Here is an 18,429-nt window from a genome sequence, read left to right as displayed (position 1 = left end):
ATGCGAAACAAACGACATATATGTCTAGTTTAGTTGTACGAGGGTGAAAACATATCCAAAAGGTAAGGGGACAGCAATAAACAAGACACCCATCTTAATTTCAATAAACAAGACACCCCTAGATTCTAATTGGAAGTGCACCACCTAATTCATTATAGACTTCATTTGGTGTTTTAAATCCTAAACATTTTCTAGGGCGATTATTTAGTTGTTCCTCTACTTTTTTTAATTGCTGATGGCTTACTTTGCTAAAGTTTGTTTTCTTCGGGTAATACCTTCTAATTAACCCATTTACTTGCTCTACAGCACCTTTTTCCCAGCTGTGATAAGGCTCACAAAAATAAGATTTATTTTTCAAAATGGCTTCTACTTTTTTAAACTCTGTATTTTCAGAGCCATTATCATAAGTTATCGATAAACAAGAACTTGGTGGGTAAATAGATAGTTTTTTACATATTGCATTCGATGTCGCTAGAGCTTTTTTAGATGGTAATTTGGTGATATGACACACTCTAGAAACTCGTTCAAGTAACACATTCAGCGCACATTTTCTGTCGCTAGATTCAACAGAGTCACTTTCCCAATGCCCAAAGTTTTTTCTGAGATTAATGTCATCTGGCCTGTCTAAAATACTACATCTTTGACCCCAAACTGTTTTCGTTTTACGGGTTGGATATTTTTTCTTACGTTTTTTATGTTGCCTAGCTAAATATACAATAAGTGATGGTTCATTCTTGTATATATATTGATAAATGGCCTCGTGAGATACGTTGGGTAAGGTTTTATCAAATTTTATTCGCCCAGCTATGATCTCAGGACTCCACCCAAGCTTGAGCTTATCAGTCACATATCGTTGAGCTTCAACAGACTTAAGCTTAACTCGCTTAGCTCTCTCCCTTACCCTTACTTCGTAATACATTTGAGCTGGATGAGGGTAATAAGTTGGTACGTAATAATCATATTTATTACGCTTTAACTCTCGGCTAATAGTGCTATGTGAACGATTTAGTAATCGGCTCACCTCACGTATTGATTTTTTTTGGTAATGATACCACTCAAATAAACGACAACGTTCAAAGTTAGATAAATGTGAATATTGGGTACCCATGGCACACCTCCTGAACTTATAGTTTAGTAAAGGTGGTGCACTTCGACCTTGAATCTGCCGATACAAAATATTACCACTGTATCTCGCGTTGTGTTCGGCGTGCTTTTTTGTGCGGTGAAGAGCATTTTACAGTTCAATCTTATGAACATCGACGAGGCTGGGTTGAAGATAAGCTGCTTGAGTTAGCCGAGATATTTTGTATTGATGTGTGCCCTTATGCTGTTATTAGTAACCATACTCACTTGGTTCTGTATGTAGATGACAAAAAAGCTGAATGATAAAGTGACCATTATTCGTTGGCATAAACTGTGTAGAGGTACTGTACTTACACAGAAATATATACAGGGCGAAAGCTACTCGCATAAAACTAAATCAATTATAGTGAAATTTTAGTAATAAATCACAACTGCATCATGCAGCGATTTTTATGCGTTTAATTTAAATTTAACAGCAGTAAAATTCTATTTTATGGGTTAAATAAAATAAATTTATTAGGAAAGATAGGTTCTTAATCTAAAAATTTTTATGGCACAGTTTAGCTTTTACTTGCAACTGAAGTATATGAGGAGTTGAGTAAGTAGTGTCTAAAAACGATGAGGTATTTCTATTATTTCCACCATGGAAGCTTTTACATAGGTTCCTACTCGTAACAGTGCTCTTACTTTTGGGGGCTGTATACTCCGGAATGACTGTGTTAACGCAATACTTTGATACAGAACCTGAGTGGCTTTTAGGCATTTTATTTTCTACAGGAATAGCATTTTGCCTTATAAATTTTAAAGTAAGCCAAGGCTCTTTTTTTTGCGCAAATATATTAAAATTCTATGCTTTATTTTTAGCTGTGATTTGTTTACCGTCTTTTATAATTTTAGAAGGTAATGGGTATTACATTGCAACAGTTATCAATGTAGCCTTTATGTTACTCTCTTTTTATTTAATTAAAGGAGAAAAATACCAAGGTCTTGTTAAATATCAGTATGATTTTTTTAAAGATATAAAAGACGCTCGTGCTGCTGTCGAAAAAGAAATGGCAAAAAGTAACCGAAGGAACAAAAAGTAATAAATTTTTTTTACCTTTATTCAATTTAGAACTCTAGGGAGCTATGAACGCCTAAGCTAAGGCGCTATAGAAATGATATGGAACAACAAAGCCAACAAACACTAACTAACCTTGTTTACGATATATATGAAGACCCAGCTTTAATAGAAGAGCATCAAGTGCTTATAAACCCTTTGTTGAGCGATTTAGTTGCCACTGCGCCAGCTGGGTTTGAGGGCATGGCGACAATGATTAATACCCATATTTCTAATGGGTTTAAATTCAAAAATCCTAAAATACAAAAATTTGAACTTGAGTCGGGGCTTTTAAAACTTAAAACATATTTTCAAAAAATAAACCTATAACACCTACCTCTCTTTATTATTGAGCACCCACATTTTTAATTTTGATGCAGCACTAGTGCTGCATTAATTTTTTCTCATCAAGGATGATCTATGAGCCTTATTACCACGAGTATTTTAATGCTGTTTTTACAGCCTTTATTTGTATATTTAGCTCTTTTTAAAGAGTCAGATCGGAGTACTCCAAGCCGTTCATTAGATAACGAAGATGCTATGTATCTATTTATAGCGCCTGGTTTAGCCGTATTTTATTTTGATAACTTTTGGCAAGCGGTACTTTATTTAGGAAGTGTATGCCTGTTAGGTTTAATGCTTGCCATTATTGTAAAAAGCAAAGCTAAAAAGCGATTAACAAGAGATGACGCTATCGGGTTTACTATTGCCAGTTTTTTATTTTTTGGGATTATAAAATTAATTATTGGTGGGTTAGGATATTTTTTTAGCGAAAATGCCGCGAATGCTTCAGCGCCTGTCATAGGTGAACAAACTTATTCATCAACTACAGGTGAGCTTTTAAACTGGGGCTATTTGTATTATCAGTTTTGGCCAACGCTATACTTTTTACTCTTTATGTTAGCAACATTAGTTATAAAAATGATTGAGAGCCGGTTTAATAAACATTCATTTTCAGGCTCGCTCTTAATATTGGGCGCAGTTTTGACAGGTGTATCCCCGTTATTTGGCAATGCTTTTATTTTAGGCGTTATCGCTAACTTTTTTATATTTTTTGTTGTGTGCACGGCATGTATAGAAATTGATAAAAGGAGCGATCCTTCAGCGGGTGCTATAAGTTTTATATATGGTTTTTTGCTTGTGGGCGGTATCGCGTTTAGTAGTATTGGTAAATTAATATATACGCTATTTTATAATTAAATTAGGATTGTTTTTTTGGTTAAAAAACGTGCAGTATAATTGTACCTAATTAGTATGTTCCCCTACTTTTTTTAATATAAATATGGTCGATGTAATTAATTGGCCATAAACATTAAGTAGCTTATAGCTAGGTCTTGGGAGAGTGTTTGCTTTGTTTTTATCGCGTTTAAAAATTTTTGTGTTGGTAATAGCCTCTATTACTGTTGTTTTTTTTACTACATCACAGGCTTGTGCGGATATGTTTGGCTTTTTTAATAAACAAGAATTTTATTTATCGGCTCTAGTAAAGGGGCAGTTATTAGATAATGGGCAGCCAGTTGCAAACACTAAAGTAATGCGCTCACTCACCTATGGCGATGAATACGTTGACGAAACCACAACAGACGAACACGGTTATTTTACTTTTACAGAAAAAACAATAAAAACAGGTAAGCCCTCTAATATGTTTGATAACGACTCGTTGGTTCAGCATATTTATTTAGAAAACGGCACGCCAGAAGGAATTGTTTTATGGTACACGCTTGTTTCAATTCATGAAAAAAGTGACACACTTAAAGAGCTTCTTGCACACTTGAAGTGCGATATTTCTAAAGAGCCGCAAACATACGATATTCCAATTAAAGAAGATACCAGCCACGCTTTTGCGATTTACACATCATGTAAACTTTAACTATTAATTTAAAGGGAACTTATATGAATACTTTGACGCCAACCCAAGCGGTACAGTTAGCTAACCTTGCTTATAAAGCAAAAAGCATTAAAACCACTAACTTACTTCATCGTTCACTTCATGCATCTTTGCGCGACAATTTTAACTTTTCAGTTAACCCTGGCGCAGTACAAGGGGTAACGGGCGGTTTTTTCTCCCATTTATTTAATTTAAGTACGGGTTTTGCTTTAGTAGGGCATGGGCTTGGCGATTATCAGGGTGATTCGGTTATAACAATTCGAGTACTAACTCGCTAAGAGATGGCTTAACTGATGGCCATTTTGGTTTAAGTGGAGGCTCAAATGGCAGTATGGTGCATGCTGGATTTAATAAGACCTTTTACAGTATGAAGCCCGCGTTACAGGAGTTTGTTGAAGCTAATATTAAAGATAAAGTAACCGATTGTATTCATTTAGTTGGCCACAGCTTAGGTGGTGCATTAGCGACGCTTTCTGCTGATTGGATTAGAGCTGAATATTCAATACCTGCAAAGCTATATACGTTTGGCTCACCGCGCGTTGGGCTTGAAAACTTCTCTCGGGCTGCGACATCAAGAATTGATAAAATTTATCGCTGTACTCATGGTGCAGACCCAGTTGCTAAGGTACCTTTGTGGCCGTTCTCGCATGCACCTTATAGCGGTCAAGAAATTCGCTTAGATAATGGGCAAGGTTTAAAAGGTGCTGCCCATACCCTCAATGGTACGCCTGGCTATATAAACACAGCCAATAGTAATAATTGGAACAACTTAACCATTCAAGCTAATCATTTTTTGAGTACCCCTGTACGTTTGAAGTTTGAAGATAGAAATCAAGCCTCTTTTACTTCCCTCTGGGCTGATAAACTAGGGGCTGCGTTAGTCACACTTTTAAAAGATTCCGGCTATTACAGTGCAGTTGCTGCCCAAGCTGCTATTGGTACTGGGCTCACTTTTTACGATATGTTGGCGCGTACTTTAGATAAAATAGCTAAAGCGTCAGCCTCGTTTGCAACACAAACCTTAGGTTTACTAGGGCATATGTTAGTGTTTGCAGGCAAAGTAATCAGTAAAGCGGTGGAGCTAACATATAGTTTTATAAAATCGGTATTCGATTCAACCCTAGGCGCTCTATACCGAGCGGCGAGAGAGGGGCTAAGCGGCTTAGATTAACTTTAATCTAGCCCTCAATCTCGCTCTAACAAAATAGCACCACTTTGGTTTTCGCCTAAGTGGTCATTTTTGTTATAAATAGGGCATTTACTCATAGATAAGCACCCACAGCCAATACATCCATCAACGCGATCGCGCAAACGATGCATATACACTATCCGCTCGTCCAGCTGTGCTTGCCATTGCTTTGAAAGGGCTGCCCAGTCTTTTTGCGTGGGTGTGCGCTGATCAGGTAATGTGGCCAGTGTTTGTTTAATTTCATCAAGGGTTATTCCCATTGCTTGTGCGGCTTTTATTACCGCTATGCGGCGCAGTACATCTTTTTTATAGCGGCGTTGATTGCCGCCATTTCGCCAGCTACGTATTAGTCCTTTTGTTTCGTAAAAATGTAGGGTTGATACTTTTACGCCGCTACGCTTTGCTACATAACCCACGGTTAAGTTGGCCTCAGTTAGTTTTTTTTGATCTATTGGCATTATTTTTAATTTCCGTTTGACCTCAATATAGCTTGAGGTTTTAAGCTTCTTTCAACATTAAAAAAGGAGCTAACTAAATGCAACAAAAACTTGAGCGTAGCACTGTTATTATTTATTCAAGCGCACGCAAAAATGGTAATACACAGGCGCACGTTAATGGATTTGCAGAGCAAAATAATGTGCGTGTAATATGCTTAGATGATTATAAAATTGCGCCGTACTGCTATAACAAAAACTATAAAAATGATGATTTTTACGCTGTGTTTGAAGCACTTTTAAAATATGATCATTGGGTGTTCGCGTCTCCTGTTTATTGGTACAGCACCACGGTACAAATGAAATTATTTATAGATAGAATAACCGATTATATGGACGATGAAGCATTAAAACCTAAGCTTCGTAGTTTACGTAGTAAGCATTTTTCAGTGCTTTCTAATGCGTCATCAAGTGAAGCCCCCGCCTGTTTTGTAGAGCAGTTTAAAAATACGTTTAGTTATTTAGGTATGCAGTTTATTAACCACAGTCATAAAAGTACCCAAAAGGTTGCTTAAATTGCAGCCTTTTTTGGTTGTCTCTGGTAGTTTAGTAATAATCTTAAAAAACACAGAATTGTTTTATGAAATATTTACTATTGTTAGTGCTGCTTTTTAGCCCTTTAATATATGCAACAGAGCAACCAATTAAGGGATATGGTAATTATTACAATGTACCCGAGCATGATGAAATTAATGACGCTACGGTATTTAAAATAGCATTTGATGTTGCTGATGGCGCTGAAAAAGGCGCGCAAAATAATTCAATAAATTCGCTAGCGCGTTTTATTAACATGCATGTGGCGCATGGCGTAAAGCCTGAAAACATACAACTTGCATTAGTTGTGCACGGCAGCGCAAGTGTTGATGTGTTAGCTAATAGCGAATATAAAAAACGCTTTAACGCTGACAATAAAAACCAAGCATTAATTGAGCAGCTACTAGCAAATAACACTAAAGTGTATGTTTGCGGGCAATCTGCTACTCACTTTAAAGTAACGCCAGCGCTTTTAATTGAGGGTGTAAAAATGTCGCTTTCGGCTATGACCGCTCACGCACAACTTCAACAGCAAGGCTATACGCTCAATCCATTTTAATGACTCAAATAATAAAAAATATTCTCTGCTTTGGGGATTCAAATACATGGGGCTTAAACCCTGTAACGGGTAAACGCTTTGATGAAAATACCCGTTGGACATCACTTTTAAATAAAAACTTAGGGTGTGGTTTTAACGTAATAGAGGCAGGGCAACCTAATCGCACGTTAGTGCATAATCCCCCGTTTGACGGTGTGCTTAATGGTGTTAGCTATTTAAAGCCTTATTTGGATAAGCATGATCTCGACTTTATTATTATAGCTCTTGGTACAAACGATCTTAAAAAGCGTTTTAATTTAACACCTACTTTAATAGCAGATGGCTTGAATGATTTAATTAACTCAATACATAGTTATTATCAGCAAGGTAGTACTTTAAAATCTCCTAAGATTATTATTGCTAGCCCACCTAAAATAAGAATTACCGAGCAGTATTCACGTATTTATGAAGAGGCTGATACAAAAGTAACAAAGCTCTCTAGTGCATTTAAAAGCGTTGCAGCTAATAATAAGTGCGCTTTTATTGATTTTAACTCGTTCATTAACATAACAGATGGTGATGGGATTCATTTTGATGATATCCAACATTTGGCAATAGGCTTTAAAATAGCGCAATTGGTTCAAAACTCACTCAATAATTGTTAAATCTATCTGTGTGAATTTAATGCGTCTTATGCAATCATCTAATAAAGTAGTGATATAAATTAACAACTTCGAGATACTATGAAAAAGTACCAACAAAAATCTATTATAGCCGTTCTAACCGGAGTGTTAGTTTTTATAACTGGCTGTATAATTTTACTCAATTTTGCAGCGCAGCAATTAACAGCACAAACAAAGTCAGATGCTGAGTATATTCTCACTCATGTAGAAGGTGCAATTGCAGAGCGGCGTCGAATACTTACCCCATTAAATAAGCTTGCGTTTAAACAGTGTGACAACACAACTCTTCTTGAGATGCGCCGAGCTTTATTTGACGCAAAATATGTAATTGATATAGGTTTTTTTAAAGATAATCAGCTAGTTTGTACTACGGGTGCAGGCTTATTAAGTAAACCAATTAACGACAAACAGCCTGACTTTATTCGAGATGATGAACAGGTGAGGGTTCGTTTTGAGCCAGAGCTTTATCTATTATTATTTAGTGAGCGCCCTATGGAGGTAATTATAGTCAGACAAGGGGACTATAATTTAATTATGCAGAGTACTCCCTTTACCAACATTGGCATTACTGTGCCAGATTGGGAAGTTGTTTATAAAACACCAAATACTTTGCATCATTTAGCAGGTAAAGAGGATCTCTACCTTCAAGTAAAAAACAATGTTTTCTTTCCTTACGAAACTAATTTAGTTTGCAGTTCTGCAAGTAGCCAATATTGTGTGGTAGTGCACTTACCTTGGAGTCTGTTTTTTTCTAATAACCACTTATTACTAATAATTTCGTTAATTTTAACCTGTTTAGCGGGAATATCGAGTGCGTTAATAGTTGATGCAAGAATTGCTGCACGTCGCTCTATTAATCAGCGTATTCGTAAAGGACTCAAAAAGGGATCATTTTATTGGACTTACCAGCCTATTATTTGTTTGCAAAGTGGCAAGCTGATTGGTTGCGAGGTACTTGCACGTTTTGAAGATAAGTACGGTGTTTTATTTCCAGATGAGTTTATTCCGGTTATTAGAAAAAACAATTTAACCTGGACTTTTACTGAGGCCATGATTGCCACCACAATCAAAGAGTTAACTTCTATAGAGGTATTGCCTGAAGGCTTTAAAGTGTCGCTTAATATATTTCCGTGTGATGTAGAGCTGGGTAACGTGTCGTTGCTGCCACAAATTAAAGAGCTTACCAATTCACGCTTTATTATTTGTTTAGAGATAACGGAAGACGAATACCTTGATACAAGCATCGCGCATGCTCATTTTAGAACCTTGGTTGAATCGGGATTTAACTTATCATTAGATGACTTTGGTACGGGTTATTCAAATTTAAGAAACTTACAAAATTTGAGCTTTCATCAACTTAAAATTGATCGTACGTTTGTTCAAGATATAACAACTGAGGGCTTAAAAGCCTCTATGATCCCAAATATTATGGAACTTGTGCATAAGTTTAATTATACCTGTGTAGCAGAAGGTATTGAAACCACTGAGCAAGAAGCCATTTTAAAAACAGCGGGTGTGCATTACGGACAAGGCTGGAAATACGGTAAGCCCATGACTGCGTCTAAATTTAAAAATTATATAACTAATCAGCATTTTTAGATCTCAGCTGCCATACTAAACGTATCGGTATGAAATTTATAAATATTAGGTTTATTATGATCAAATTAACATTAAGTGCTTTTGCACTTTTACTACTTAGCGCATGTACAACACAGTACCCAAACCAGCAATTAACAGGTAAGCAGTTCCCAAGCATTAGTGGCGAAAGCTTAGAGCAAACTATGGTGACTATACCAAGTGATTTTAAAGCAGATAAAACACTACTGCTCATTGGGTACAAGCAAGACAGCCAGTTTGATATAGACCGTTGGTTAATTGGTTTAGATATGGCGGGCGTAACGCTCCCTACATACGAACTACCAACCATTGCCGGCATAGCACCACGTATGTTTAGCACATTTATAGACAGCGGTATGCGCAAAGGCATCCCTAAAGAATTATGGGGTGGGGTAATCACTATTTATAAAGATGGCGAGACAGTTCAAAAGTTTACAGGTAATCAAAGCCCAAATAACTCTCGTGTGGTACTTATAAATAGCAGCGGCGAAATTTTATATTTTTATGATCGAGGTTTTTCGGTTGATGCGCTGAATAAATTAAAAGAGACGATAGAATAATTACCCCTAAAGCTTAGTTTACGATAATGTATATTTAAGGTTTTAATAATTACTAAACTACTAATCCGATCTGTTATTTATCTTACAAAATCAATTGTAAAATAAAAGTAATGCAGGTTATGTATTGATTTAATAGGTTTTTATCTGTTTTAGGATGAGAAACGATAACTTTATTTTAATACCAAAATCTCATTGTAAGTTGTATTTGATTTAGGTAATGTAGTGTAAATGTTTCAAGGACGAAATTTATGCCCCATAAAAACTCAGTATTCGTAAAAACTACATTTCAATCATCTTTTCATTCACACAACTACACTACTATTTTAAGAACACTACAGGCCTTGTTTGGTGATATTAAAATGGACGATGTTATTCCTAAAGCTGAGCAGCGTGCAAATTATGATTTGTTTTTAATAGATGGTGCTAAAAGCAAATGGCAAGATCTCATTCCCGCAGACCTTATTTGTTTAGCTAAACACCATAGTGTTGTTATCTTTAATGTTGATAAAGAAGATGTGTGCGAGCAAAACTTATTGCTTAACCATTTTAATGGTGTTTTTTATAAATCTGATGCGCCAGAAGATATTTTTAAAGGGTTAGTTCGTGTTGATACTGGCGAGCTTTGGTTTACGCGTAAAGTGATTTCAAAAGCTTTTAACGATATTTTAGCCGTGGCATCGTCATTTAATAACCTACATGACGACATTGAATTAAAGCAGGACGATTACGATCATTTAACAAAGCGAGAAAAGTCCGTTATTCATTTAATTGCACAAGGTGCGAGTAACAATACAATTGCTGATAAGCTCAATATTAGCGACCACACTGTAAAAACACATTTGTACAGTGCGTTTAAAAAAACTAACTCACGTAACAGGGTAGAGCTTGCGAATTGGGCTCAGCGCTACGTTTCTGTTTTATTACCAATGGCTAAATAAATAGCATATATAATCTCAATTTCTCCCATAAAAAAGGCTACTGTTAGTAGCCTTTTTTATTTGTGATGACGGCCTGAGTAATTAGCTCACTTTTTTAGCCCATAAGCCTTTATCAATGCCTTTTGTTATAAGGTCTGTCAGTGCTTTTTCTATTGCCTGAGTTACACAAATACTCATAGGTTCGTTGTCACTAAAGCCGGCTTCAGCTTCAGCTAGACGTTTGTAGCTTACGTATCTAAAAAAGCCTGCACGCATCTCTTGGCTTAATACTTTTTTGCTGGTGGCCACACTAAGCAACACTTGACTTGTACGAACATCCACAGCGCGTAGATAAATTGAAATAGCATCTTCACGGTAAAGCTCAGATGCGCCTATACCAAAGTATTCCATACCTAACCCACCCGTTTTCACATTGGTGTCATAGCTTATAATACCGCCCTCTAAAATGATTTTAGCTGTGGTAAGTGGAGGTAACTCAGCCTGGTTAGGGTTATCAGTTTGGCCTGCACGAATGATTTTTCGCTCAGTTAAAATGTTTTGTAAACCTTCACGCTCAACAGGTGTAAACCAATCAGATTCATGCAGTGCTTGTACGAGTATTGAATTAGCACCTTGAGTAACGGCAGTCGAAAACGAACTAACGTTAGTTTGTGGTTTATATTGACCTGTTTGGTCTCTAAATGAGTAGACCGATACCGGAATGCTGCCAACAGGTTTTGGTAAGTTTTTTAAGTCTGCAAATAATTCAGTTGGCTCTAGGCTAATTGCTTTTTGCTGTGATGGTGGAATAAGCTTACCTAAACTTGTACAGCCGCTCAAACCCAGTAATGTTATTGTTATTAGTAGTTTATACATTATCCAAACCTCGGTACTTCAATGATCACAACAGAGTCATCTAATATGTTTGTTATTTTTACTGTAATAGAATCGGTTGTGCTGGTTATAACTTCAATTTGATAATCACCACTCATAAAAATTGAGTCCTGATTAAAAATACTATCTTCAATATCCTCACCAAAAGCCATATCGGTAATTTCTCTTACCATGCGGTTTAAGTAAGTGCGCTCTAAAGAGTCTTGAAATTGTTCAGCGTAACCTTTTTCGATTACCGGAGCCTTGTGCTTATTTTGAGCCTGTGCTTTGCTCAGCAGCATATTTGCATTGAGTGGATTACCACCAAAGCTTGGATTTATTGGGGTGTAAATTATTTCAGTCGCGGAAGCTGAAAAACTTAATATTGTTATTATTATAAGGGCTATTTTTTTCATTTTACCATCCATCTTTAGCCATATCTGGTGTTGATGCAGCCATGTTTGAGCGAGCCATTGCATCTATTACTGTATAAACAGCTTGCTCAACACGTTCATCGAGGGGTTCTAATCTGCGACCTAAATAAGTCGCGTAAACAAGTTGGTTATTCATTATTAAAGAAAGTTGTGTACCCGCTTTTGGTATTACGGTTTCTTTTATTTCAATATTAAAACCAGCTGTTGAAGGGAGATCTCGCCAGTAGTTTGAAAATTCATAATAAAATTGATGACCAAAGCGGCTAATACTTCTATCAAGTAATAAGCCATCTATTTCTAGTTCATCCGCAGCATGAGTTGCCCCAGAAAAACATAGGAAAAGTGTGAGTAGGTAACGATTAAAGTTAATATTTTTTTTCATAATTTAAAAAGGGGAGAGGATCGCTCTCCCCACCTCAACAATTACATTTGAGTAATTGTTGCTGCGTTTCCATCACCAATTTGGGTAACAGATACAGTGCTGTCAAAGCCAATTACTGAGCCTTCAACAATATTGTCGTTACCAATTTGAGTAACACTAAACGATACGTTTTCACCACCAACTAAAAATGCTGATTGTTCAACGCCAGTAACCCAGTTACCTTCACCTGTTTGTGAAATATCAATGCTGTGGTTATTGCCTTCAACCATCATATCAATAAGGTTTAACGTGCCACTTTGTGCAATATCAATTTGGTTATTATTACTATCTAAAATGCCAGCAAGGGTAACAATTGCTTCATTTTGAGAGCCGTCTTGAGCAATATCGATGTCATTATCGTTAGATGTAAGCGTTACATCTGGGTATGAAGATTGAACAAGTACGGCATTTTCATCGCCAGCTTGTACTAAATCAACATCATTGCCAGAGCCGTTAAAGTTAGCTAAGTGAATCGAGTTTAAATCACCTATTTGGGCTGATGTAAATTCATTGTCTGAACCAATTACACCCATGTAGGCTTCGTTTAAATCACCGTTTTGCATTGAAGTTAGTTCGTTGTTGTCACCAATTAAATCGGCTGTCATTAAGTTTTCAGCGCCAACTTGTGTCGCTGAAACCTCATTATTAGAACCTTCAAATAAGTTTGATTCAATTGTGTTAAGTGAACCTTCTTGATCTAAATCTATTTGGTTGTCGTCCCCAATTACAGTTGCAAACGTTACCGCATTAGTTAAGCCATCTTGCTCAATTTCAATTTCATTTGCATCACCAGAAATTGCACTAAATGCTACAGCATTACGATCACCTACTTGTTCAACTTCAAGCTCGTTGTCATTGCCTTGTAAACTACTTACTTTAAAGGTACTCCAATAACCGTCTTGAACTAAATCAAGAGTATTTTCGTCGCCTGTAAGCATCGTAATTTCTGCTTCATGCCATTCACCGGTTTGCAGTGAGGTAATTTCATTTGCGTTACCTTGCATATCCATGTTGTAGAACCAGTGACCACCAGTGCCTTGTTCAACATCAATAATATTATCATCACCAGTTACAATATTAATCGCTTCATTATTTACAAAAAAGCCTTGGCCAAATTGTGAAACAAATAACATATTATTATTACCAGTCACTTCAGAGATAAAACCATTAGCAACGCCATCTTGGCTGTATACTTGCAGGTTGTTGTCACCTGTGGTGATTACTTCAGCATAATTACCAAATTGGCTCTGCACAACTTCAGTTTCGTTATTATTACCGGTTGTTGTTACAAGCATGGTGTTGCTATCACCATCTTGTGTAAGTAGTGCAGTATTTTCATTAAAAGTTTGGATAAGAGTCATTGAGTTTTCAACACTTGCTACAGAAACGTTGGTAGCAAGTTCTGAGCTTGATGCTGATTTGTTGTTAGTATCTGCATAAGAAGCAAAGCTAGTACCCATTGCAATTGCAACTGCGCAGCTTAAAAGTGATTTGTTCAACTTCATTATTTTCTCCTTGAAATATTAAAACCAAACACCTTAAATTTTATAGGTTTTATAAGGTATTTGCTGTGTCAGCATGCCGTGCCGATATAATGTTTTGTGATCCGCTTGAAAAGCTCTTAAAGTAAAATTTTTCGATGTAGTTAATAATTATCACTAAACGCTTTGTCATTATTTTTAACTTACGTTTAATAACTGTTAATTATTAAGTACCCAATTACTGTATTCCTCAAATGTATTTTCTGAAATCATCATTTTTTACCAATTTTTTAATTTTTATTTTTCAGTGGGTTATGGTGCGGTTGTTGAGGTTTTTTATTAATTCAATCTAAAAGCAGTAAAAATCTCCGACCCTTTATTAGGTAAATGGCTTTGCGTGAATTTCATTAAAAGGTCTGTCTTTAGTGTTTTTTTTATACTTTAACTGGTCAAAATTGTTGGTTTTAACAACGTTTTTATTTTTTAACTTGTTAAATGATTAGTTTGGTTGTTTCCTTAGGGTATGCCATGTGATCCCTTGTACTCGAAATAGTGAAAGAACGTGCTTAGAGCATCTAAGCTAACCCAACAAAACTATGGATAGAACAATGAAAACAAAATTATCTATTATTACTCTTGCCTTACTTCCGTGCTTAGCAGCTGCAAAAGTTCCTGATGTGGGTGTAAAGCAATCTGTAACTGCTAGCAGTGATTCTATAATTGTTAAATATAAAAGTAATGCAACGAAAGAAATGCGTAAGCAGGCTCGTTCATTAGTTAAAGCTAAAATTACTGATCTAAATAAAGATGAACTTGATGACAGCTATACGTCTTTACTTTCAGGTCGCTTAGCTAAGTTTAAAGTGTCGGGAATGAGCACTAAAGACGCAATTGCGCTTTTAAAGTCTCATCAAGCTATTGAATATGTAGAGCCTGATTACCAAGTAAGCATTGCACGTACGCCAGATGATCCTCGTTTTGATGAGCTTTGGGGCTTAAATAATGATGGCCAAACGGGTGGTACAGCAGACGCTGATATTGATGCAGTAGAAGCATGGGATATTTCGACAGGTAGCCGCGATGTAGTGGTAGGTGTAATCGATACGGGTATTGATTACAGCCACAGTGATTTAGCTAGCAATATGTGGGTAAATAGCAGCGAAATACCAGGAGATGGTATTGATAATGATGGTAACGGTTTTATAGATGACGTGCATGGTATAAATGCCATTACTGACAGTGGCGACCCTATGGATGACGAAGGCCATGGCACACACGTTTCAGGTACTATTGGCGCAAGTGGTGGCAATGGTATTGGTGTTGTAGGTGTTAACCATGAAGTATCACTTGTTGGTTGTAAGTTTTTAGATGCTGCGGGTAATGGCTCAACATCAGACGCTATTAAGTGTATTGATTACATGGTTAGCCTTAAAAACTCAGGCGTTAACTTACGCGTATTAAATAATAGCTGGGGTGGTGGCGGTTACAGCCAAGCACTAGCAGATGCAATTGCATCAAGCGAAGCGGCGGATTTACTCTTTGTAGCCGCAGCTGGTAACGATACTATTGATAACGATGTTAACCCGCATTACCCATCTAACTACGAAAACGCAAGTGTATTATCGGTTGCAAGTACGGATCAAACCGATGGTATTTCATGGTTTTCACATTATGGTTTAACAAGCGTTGATATGGGCGCGCCGGGTAGTGCTATTTTATCAACTACACCAGGTGAGAGCTATGCATCTTACTCAGGCACATCTATGGCAACGCCACATGTAGCAGGTGCTGCAGCGTTAGTATTGTCAATTAATCCTGAGCTTAGCACTCAAGAGCTGAAAGATTTACTAATGAACTCTGGCGATGCAAATGCTGCGCTACAAGGTGTAACGGTTGCAGGTACTCGTCTTAATGTTAACCAAGCGCTTATTGATGCAGACCCTACACCTGGCTTTAAAATATCAGCCGATCCACTTACGCAACAAATTGAAGCAGGCCAAGCTACAAACTACACATTTACAATTGGTTCAATTGCCGAATGGGATGAAGAAGTAACGCTTGAGTTATCAACAACATTAGGCGGCGCTTATTTATCATCGCTTAAAGCGCGCCCAGGCGATGAAGTAATGCTAAATGTTGAAACCGATACTAACACTCAGTGGGGCGAATACGAGCTTACTGTAACAGCTACAGCTGGTGATATTGTTAAAGAGCAGTCAGTTAAATTAATGGTTCAACCTGTTGGCTTAAACGACTTTACTTACAGCAGTAACACAAGTGTTGATATTCCTGATAACTCGCCAGTAGGTGCAGTGTCAGTAATTAATGTTCCTGATGACTTAACAGTATTTGGTACTACTGCTGATGTAGATATTTCGCATACTTACTCAGGCGACTTAGTGGTTAAGTTAGTATCTGCTCAAGGCACACAAGTAACGCTACAAAGCAATGTGGGTGGTTCAAACGACGACATAGTTAGAAGCTTTACTTCTGAATCATTTAACGGCGAAGTTGCTACAGGCGATTGGACACTACAAGTAGAAGATACTGCTGCAGCCGATACCGGCACAATTAATGGTTGGTCATTAACGCTAAGCGCTATTGGCGAAGTTAGCCCACAACCACCACGTGCTAGCTTTGAGGCTGAAACACAAGGTTTAACTGTTAACTTTATTGATTCAAGCACAGATTCAAATAACGATATTACGCAGTGGAGCTGGAACTTTGGCGATGGAGCAACATCATCTGATCAAAACCCTATGCATGTGTATGCAGCATCAGGTAATTACGATGTAGAACTAACGGTAACAGACAGTGAAGGCAACACAAGTACATCAACTCAAACGGTTGTTGTAAGTGATGTAGAGCTAGAACTGACTTTAAAACGTGCTAATAAGTCTCGATTAGATACTATGCGAGTAGATCTAAGCTGGGATCGTGTAGGCGCTGAGTCCTTAAGCGTATACCGTAACGGTGAGCTGGTAGATACAACATCAGATAGTGGTCGTTACCGTGATTACGTGCGTGGAGCTACGTTACCATCGTACGATTACCAATTATGTGTTACTGAAAATGTATGTTCGAATATCATCACAGTTTCTTTTGAATAAATTTCACTACTCCTAAAGTGACCTTAAGCCCAGCATTGCTGGGCTTTTTTTACAAAGTAAAAACTTAATTATATTGTTAGTGTTTAACACGGTACTTAGAAAGTAAAGTTATAAGAACGATAATCATACTAGCTCCGATAAAACCAGGAACAACTCCAAACATATCGAATATACCTCCCTCTAATACCTCCCAAGTTAGTGATATTAAAGCACCTATGACCATGCCCCATATCGCTGCTTGGCATGTCATAGACTGCCAGAATAAGCTAAATATAATAACAGGACCGAACGCAGCGCCAAATCCACCCCAAGCAAAAGCGACCATACTCAATAAGGTTCTATCAGCTTTATTAAAAGCCAAGGCGAGACCTATCAAAGCAACGATTAAAAGACCAATGCGTGCAACTAAAATAACCTCTTTATCTTTAGCATTTTTGCGAAAATATGTTTTATATAAATCTTCAGAAATTGTTGTAGAGCAGATCAGTAACTGCGAATCGATAGTACTCATTATGGCCGCTAAAATACCCGCAATGATAATTCCAGCAACAAATGGGTGATAAAAGGCTTGGGCTAGTGCAATGAATACAGTTTCGGGGTTGCTGAGCCCTTTTCCAAAATAGGCTGTGCCTAATACCCCCACTACTACTGCTGAAATCATTGTAACTACTGACCATATCATGGCTATCTTTCGTGAAACTGCTACATCTTTTAAAGTCCTAACACTCATAAATCTTACAAGGACATGGGGCTGGCCTACATAACCAATACACCAACCGCTCAAAGAAATTAGTCCAAATAGCCAGCCGTCACTTGGCTCTAGCTTTTTAAGTGTTAGTTTACTTAATACTTGCGATAATTCGTGGCTCATTTGTGGTGTGTTAAATATAAAAAATAAACAAAGGGCAGTAATGAGTAAAGATAGTGACATCATTATCCCTTGAAAAAAATCAGTCCAACATACTGCTAAGTAACCTCCCATAAAGGTATATGAAACGATAACAAACCCACCAATTAATAAAGCTAAGTGATAATTTATATTAAAGACTTTTTCAAACAACACAGCCCCACCACTTAGCCCTGCAGCTACATACAATGTAAAAAATAATAGCATTACCAATGAAGCTGTTAACTGTAAGGTTTTTGTGTCCGCTTTAAACCGGTTTTTAAGGTATTCAGGAATTGTTTGTGAATTATCTAATTGCTCAGTTGCAACTCGTAGCTTAGGCGCTACGAGTTTCCAGTTGAGGTAGACACCCATGAGTGTAAATACAACGATCCAGACAGCGGAAAGGCCACTGGCAAATAATGCTCCAGGAAGCCCCATTAAAGCCCAACCGCTTAAATCTGAAGCTCCAGAGCTTAAAGCTGCAACACTGGGCGGTAAGTTTCGAGATCCTAAAATATAATCTGAGGAGGTATTGGTTTTACGGTAAAAGTAATAGCCTATACCTAACATTGCGAGCAGATATATTGCAAAAGCGCTGTAAGTGTAATTCATAGGTGTC

19 protein-coding genes and 2 pseudogenes are annotated in these 18,429 nt (G+C 37.2%); 14 read left to right on the top strand and 7 right to left on the bottom strand.

Features of this window, described 5'->3' with window-relative positions:
* Positions 1 to 118: 118 nt before the first annotated feature.
* The gene (locus H5118_RS01320) at positions 119 to 1,108 is read right to left on the bottom strand and encodes an IS30 family transposase (RefSeq protein ID WP_182738687.1); all 990 of its coding nucleotides are present in this window, start codon (positions 1,106 to 1,108) and stop codon (positions 119 to 121) included.
* Between the two features lie 32 nt (positions 1,109 to 1,140).
* Between H5118_RS01320 and H5118_RS01315 the strand changes: the two are divergent.
* From H5118_RS01315 to H5118_RS01290, 7 genes and pseudogenes are all read left to right on the top strand, one after another.
* A pseudogene (locus H5118_RS01315) lies at positions 1,141 to 1,468 on the top strand (hypothetical protein); the annotation flags it as partial.
* 220 nt (positions 1,469 to 1,688) lie between these two features.
* Complete coding sequence (locus tag H5118_RS01310; RefSeq protein ID WP_182747479.1) at positions 1,689 to 2,168, top strand: hypothetical protein; 480 nt, start codon at positions 1,689 to 1,691, stop codon at positions 2,166 to 2,168.
* Between the two features lie 77 nt (positions 2,169 to 2,245).
* Positions 2,246 to 2,512 carry a hypothetical protein gene (locus tag H5118_RS01305; protein WP_076924322.1) on the top strand — a complete coding sequence of 89 codons (267 nt, stop codon included), beginning with the start codon at positions 2,246 to 2,248 and terminating at the stop codon, positions 2,510 to 2,512.
* A 90-nt stretch (positions 2,513 to 2,602) separates the two neighbouring features.
* The gene (locus H5118_RS01300) at positions 2,603 to 3,382 is read left to right on the top strand and encodes a hypothetical protein (protein ID WP_182747478.1); all 780 of its coding nucleotides are present in this window, start codon (positions 2,603 to 2,605) and stop codon (positions 3,380 to 3,382) included.
* Positions 3,383 to 3,620: 238 nt separating this feature from the next.
* Positions 3,621 to 4,052 carry a transthyretin-like family protein gene (locus tag H5118_RS01295; protein WP_259395945.1) on the top strand — a complete coding sequence of 144 codons (432 nt, stop codon included), beginning with the start codon at positions 3,621 to 3,623 and terminating at the stop codon, positions 4,050 to 4,052.
* Between the two features lie 23 nt (positions 4,053 to 4,075).
* Positions 4,076 to 4,348: a hypothetical protein gene (locus H5118_RS20510; RefSeq protein ID WP_259395063.1), complete on the top strand. Its 273-nt coding sequence runs from the start codon at positions 4,076 to 4,078 to the stop codon at positions 4,346 to 4,348.
* 47 nt (positions 4,349 to 4,395) lie between these two features.
* A pseudogene (locus H5118_RS01290) lies at positions 4,396 to 5,241 on the top strand (lipase family protein); the annotation flags it as partial.
* Positions 5,242 to 5,255: 14 nt separating this feature from the next.
* Here the strand turns inward: H5118_RS01290 and soxR are convergent.
* Complete coding sequence (gene soxR, locus H5118_RS01285) at positions 5,256 to 5,717, bottom strand: redox-sensitive transcriptional activator SoxR (protein WP_182693756.1); 462 nt, start codon at positions 5,715 to 5,717, stop codon at positions 5,256 to 5,258.
* Positions 5,718 to 5,794: 77 nt separating this feature from the next.
* Here soxR and H5118_RS01280 point away from each other — a divergent pair, with 77 nt between their 5' ends.
* From H5118_RS01280 to H5118_RS01255, 6 genes are all read left to right on the top strand, one after another.
* Positions 5,795 to 6,268, top strand: coding sequence for a flavodoxin family protein (locus tag H5118_RS01280; protein WP_182674961.1), 474 nt, complete (start codon positions 5,795 to 5,797; stop codon positions 6,266 to 6,268).
* A gap of 65 nt (positions 6,269 to 6,333) precedes the next feature.
* The gene (locus H5118_RS01275) at positions 6,334 to 6,846 is read left to right on the top strand and encodes a DsrE family protein (protein WP_024595603.1); all 513 of its coding nucleotides are present in this window, start codon (positions 6,334 to 6,336) and stop codon (positions 6,844 to 6,846) included.
* An 8-nt stretch (positions 6,847 to 6,854) separates the two neighbouring features.
* Complete coding sequence (locus H5118_RS01270; protein ID WP_182693758.1) at positions 6,855 to 7,490, top strand: SGNH/GDSL hydrolase family protein; 636 nt, start codon at positions 6,855 to 6,857, stop codon at positions 7,488 to 7,490.
* 78 nt (positions 7,491 to 7,568) lie between these two features.
* The gene (locus tag H5118_RS01265; RefSeq protein ID WP_182747476.1) at positions 7,569 to 9,107 is read left to right on the top strand and encodes an EAL domain-containing protein; all 1,539 of its coding nucleotides are present in this window, start codon (positions 7,569 to 7,571) and stop codon (positions 9,105 to 9,107) included.
* 56 nt (positions 9,108 to 9,163) lie between these two features.
* The gene (locus H5118_RS01260; RefSeq protein WP_182747474.1) at positions 9,164 to 9,685 is read left to right on the top strand and encodes a hypothetical protein; all 522 of its coding nucleotides are present in this window, start codon (positions 9,164 to 9,166) and stop codon (positions 9,683 to 9,685) included.
* A 248-nt stretch (positions 9,686 to 9,933) separates the two neighbouring features.
* The gene (locus tag H5118_RS01255) at positions 9,934 to 10,623 is read left to right on the top strand and encodes a LuxR C-terminal-related transcriptional regulator (protein WP_182733389.1); all 690 of its coding nucleotides are present in this window, start codon (positions 9,934 to 9,936) and stop codon (positions 10,621 to 10,623) included.
* An 81-nt stretch (positions 10,624 to 10,704) separates the two neighbouring features.
* Here H5118_RS01255 and H5118_RS01250 read toward each other — a convergent pair whose 3' ends face one another.
* Genes H5118_RS01250 through H5118_RS01235 form a run of 4 tightly spaced genes read right to left on the bottom strand, consistent with a single transcriptional unit; the run spans position 10,705 to position 13,835 of the window.
* Positions 10,705 to 11,478: a CsgG/HfaB family protein gene (locus H5118_RS01250; protein ID WP_182747472.1), complete on the bottom strand. Its 774-nt coding sequence runs from the start codon at positions 11,476 to 11,478 to the stop codon at positions 10,705 to 10,707.
* Complete coding sequence (locus tag H5118_RS01245; protein WP_024595597.1) at positions 11,478 to 11,903, bottom strand: curli assembly protein CsgF; 426 nt, start codon at positions 11,901 to 11,903, stop codon at positions 11,478 to 11,480. The genes H5118_RS01250 and H5118_RS01245 overlap by 1 nt, the downstream gene beginning before the upstream one ends.
* Positions 11,893 to 12,291 (bottom strand): curli production assembly/transport protein CsgE, encoded by a 399-nt coding sequence (locus H5118_RS01240; protein WP_024595596.1) that lies wholly within the window; start codon positions 12,289 to 12,291, stop codon positions 11,893 to 11,895. The genes H5118_RS01245 and H5118_RS01240 overlap by 11 nt, the downstream gene beginning before the upstream one ends.
* Before the next feature lie 41 nt (positions 12,292 to 12,332).
* The gene (locus H5118_RS01235; RefSeq protein ID WP_024595595.1) at positions 12,333 to 13,835 is read right to left on the bottom strand and encodes a curlin; all 1,503 of its coding nucleotides are present in this window, start codon (positions 13,833 to 13,835) and stop codon (positions 12,333 to 12,335) included.
* A 584-nt stretch (positions 13,836 to 14,419) separates the two neighbouring features.
* Between H5118_RS01235 and H5118_RS01230 the strand changes: the two genes are divergently transcribed.
* Entirely contained in the window at positions 14,420 to 16,921 is a 2,502-nt protein-coding gene (locus H5118_RS01230) for a S8 family serine peptidase (RefSeq protein ID WP_182747470.1), read from the top strand.
* A gap of 76 nt (positions 16,922 to 16,997) precedes the next feature.
* Here the strand turns inward: H5118_RS01230 and putP are convergent, their stop codons facing one another.
* On the bottom strand, positions 16,998 to 18,422 hold the full coding sequence (putP, locus tag H5118_RS01225) for a sodium/proline symporter PutP (protein ID WP_182747468.1): 1,425 nt from the start codon (positions 18,420 to 18,422) through the stop codon (positions 16,998 to 17,000).
* Between the last annotated feature and the right edge of the window lie 7 nt (positions 18,423 to 18,429).

This window comes from Pseudoalteromonas sp. SR41-1 (genome assembly GCF_014164015.1).
Taxonomy (GTDB): domain Bacteria; phylum Pseudomonadota; class Gammaproteobacteria; order Enterobacterales; family Alteromonadaceae; genus Pseudoalteromonas; species Pseudoalteromonas distincta.
The sequence above is the reverse complement of the archived record's forward strand: the minus strand, read 5'-3'. Positions and strand labels throughout refer to the sequence as shown.

Excerpts from the sequence above, each read along its gene's own strand:
- H5118_RS01320 (WP_182738687.1), bottom strand. The coding sequence starts at position 1,108 with ATGGGTACCCAATATTCACATTTATCTAACTTTGAACGTTGTCGTTTA.
- H5118_RS01305 (WP_076924322.1), top strand. The coding sequence starts at position 2,246 with ATGGAACAACAAAGCCAACAAACACTAACTAACCTTGTTTACGATATA.
- H5118_RS01300 (WP_182747478.1), top strand. The coding sequence starts at position 2,603 with ATGAGCCTTATTACCACGAGTATTTTAATGCTGTTTTTACAGCCTTTA.
- H5118_RS01295 (WP_259395945.1), top strand. The coding sequence starts at position 3,621 with ATGTTTGGCTTTTTTAATAAACAAGAATTTTATTTATCGGCTCTAGTA.
- H5118_RS20510 (WP_259395063.1), top strand. The coding sequence starts at position 4,076 with ATGAATACTTTGACGCCAACCCAAGCGGTACAGTTAGCTAACCTTGCT.
- soxR (WP_182693756.1), bottom strand. The coding sequence starts at position 5,717 with ATGCCAATAGATCAAAAAAAACTAACTGAGGCCAACTTAACCGTGGGT.
- H5118_RS01280 (WP_182674961.1), top strand. The coding sequence starts at position 5,795 with ATGCAACAAAAACTTGAGCGTAGCACTGTTATTATTTATTCAAGCGCA.
- H5118_RS01275 (WP_024595603.1), top strand. The coding sequence starts at position 6,334 with ATGAAATATTTACTATTGTTAGTGCTGCTTTTTAGCCCTTTAATATAT.
- H5118_RS01265 (WP_182747476.1), top strand. The coding sequence starts at position 7,569 with ATGAAAAAGTACCAACAAAAATCTATTATAGCCGTTCTAACCGGAGTG.
- H5118_RS01260 (WP_182747474.1), top strand. The coding sequence starts at position 9,164 with ATGATCAAATTAACATTAAGTGCTTTTGCACTTTTACTACTTAGCGCA.
- H5118_RS01255 (WP_182733389.1), top strand. The coding sequence starts at position 9,934 with ATGCCCCATAAAAACTCAGTATTCGTAAAAACTACATTTCAATCATCT.
- H5118_RS01250 (WP_182747472.1), bottom strand. The coding sequence starts at position 11,478 with ATGTATAAACTACTAATAACAATAACATTACTGGGTTTGAGCGGCTGT.
- H5118_RS01245 (WP_024595597.1), bottom strand. The coding sequence starts at position 11,903 with ATGGATGGTAAAATGAAAAAAATAGCCCTTATAATAATAACAATATTA.
- H5118_RS01240 (WP_024595596.1), bottom strand. The coding sequence starts at position 12,291 with ATGAAAAAAAATATTAACTTTAATCGTTACCTACTCACACTTTTCCTA.
- H5118_RS01235 (WP_024595595.1), bottom strand. The coding sequence starts at position 13,835 with ATGAAGTTGAACAAATCACTTTTAAGCTGCGCAGTTGCAATTGCAATG.
- H5118_RS01230 (WP_182747470.1), top strand. The coding sequence starts at position 14,420 with ATGAAAACAAAATTATCTATTATTACTCTTGCCTTACTTCCGTGCTTA.
- putP (WP_182747468.1), bottom strand. The coding sequence starts at position 18,422 with ATGAATTACACTTACAGCGCTTTTGCAATATATCTGCTCGCAATGTTA.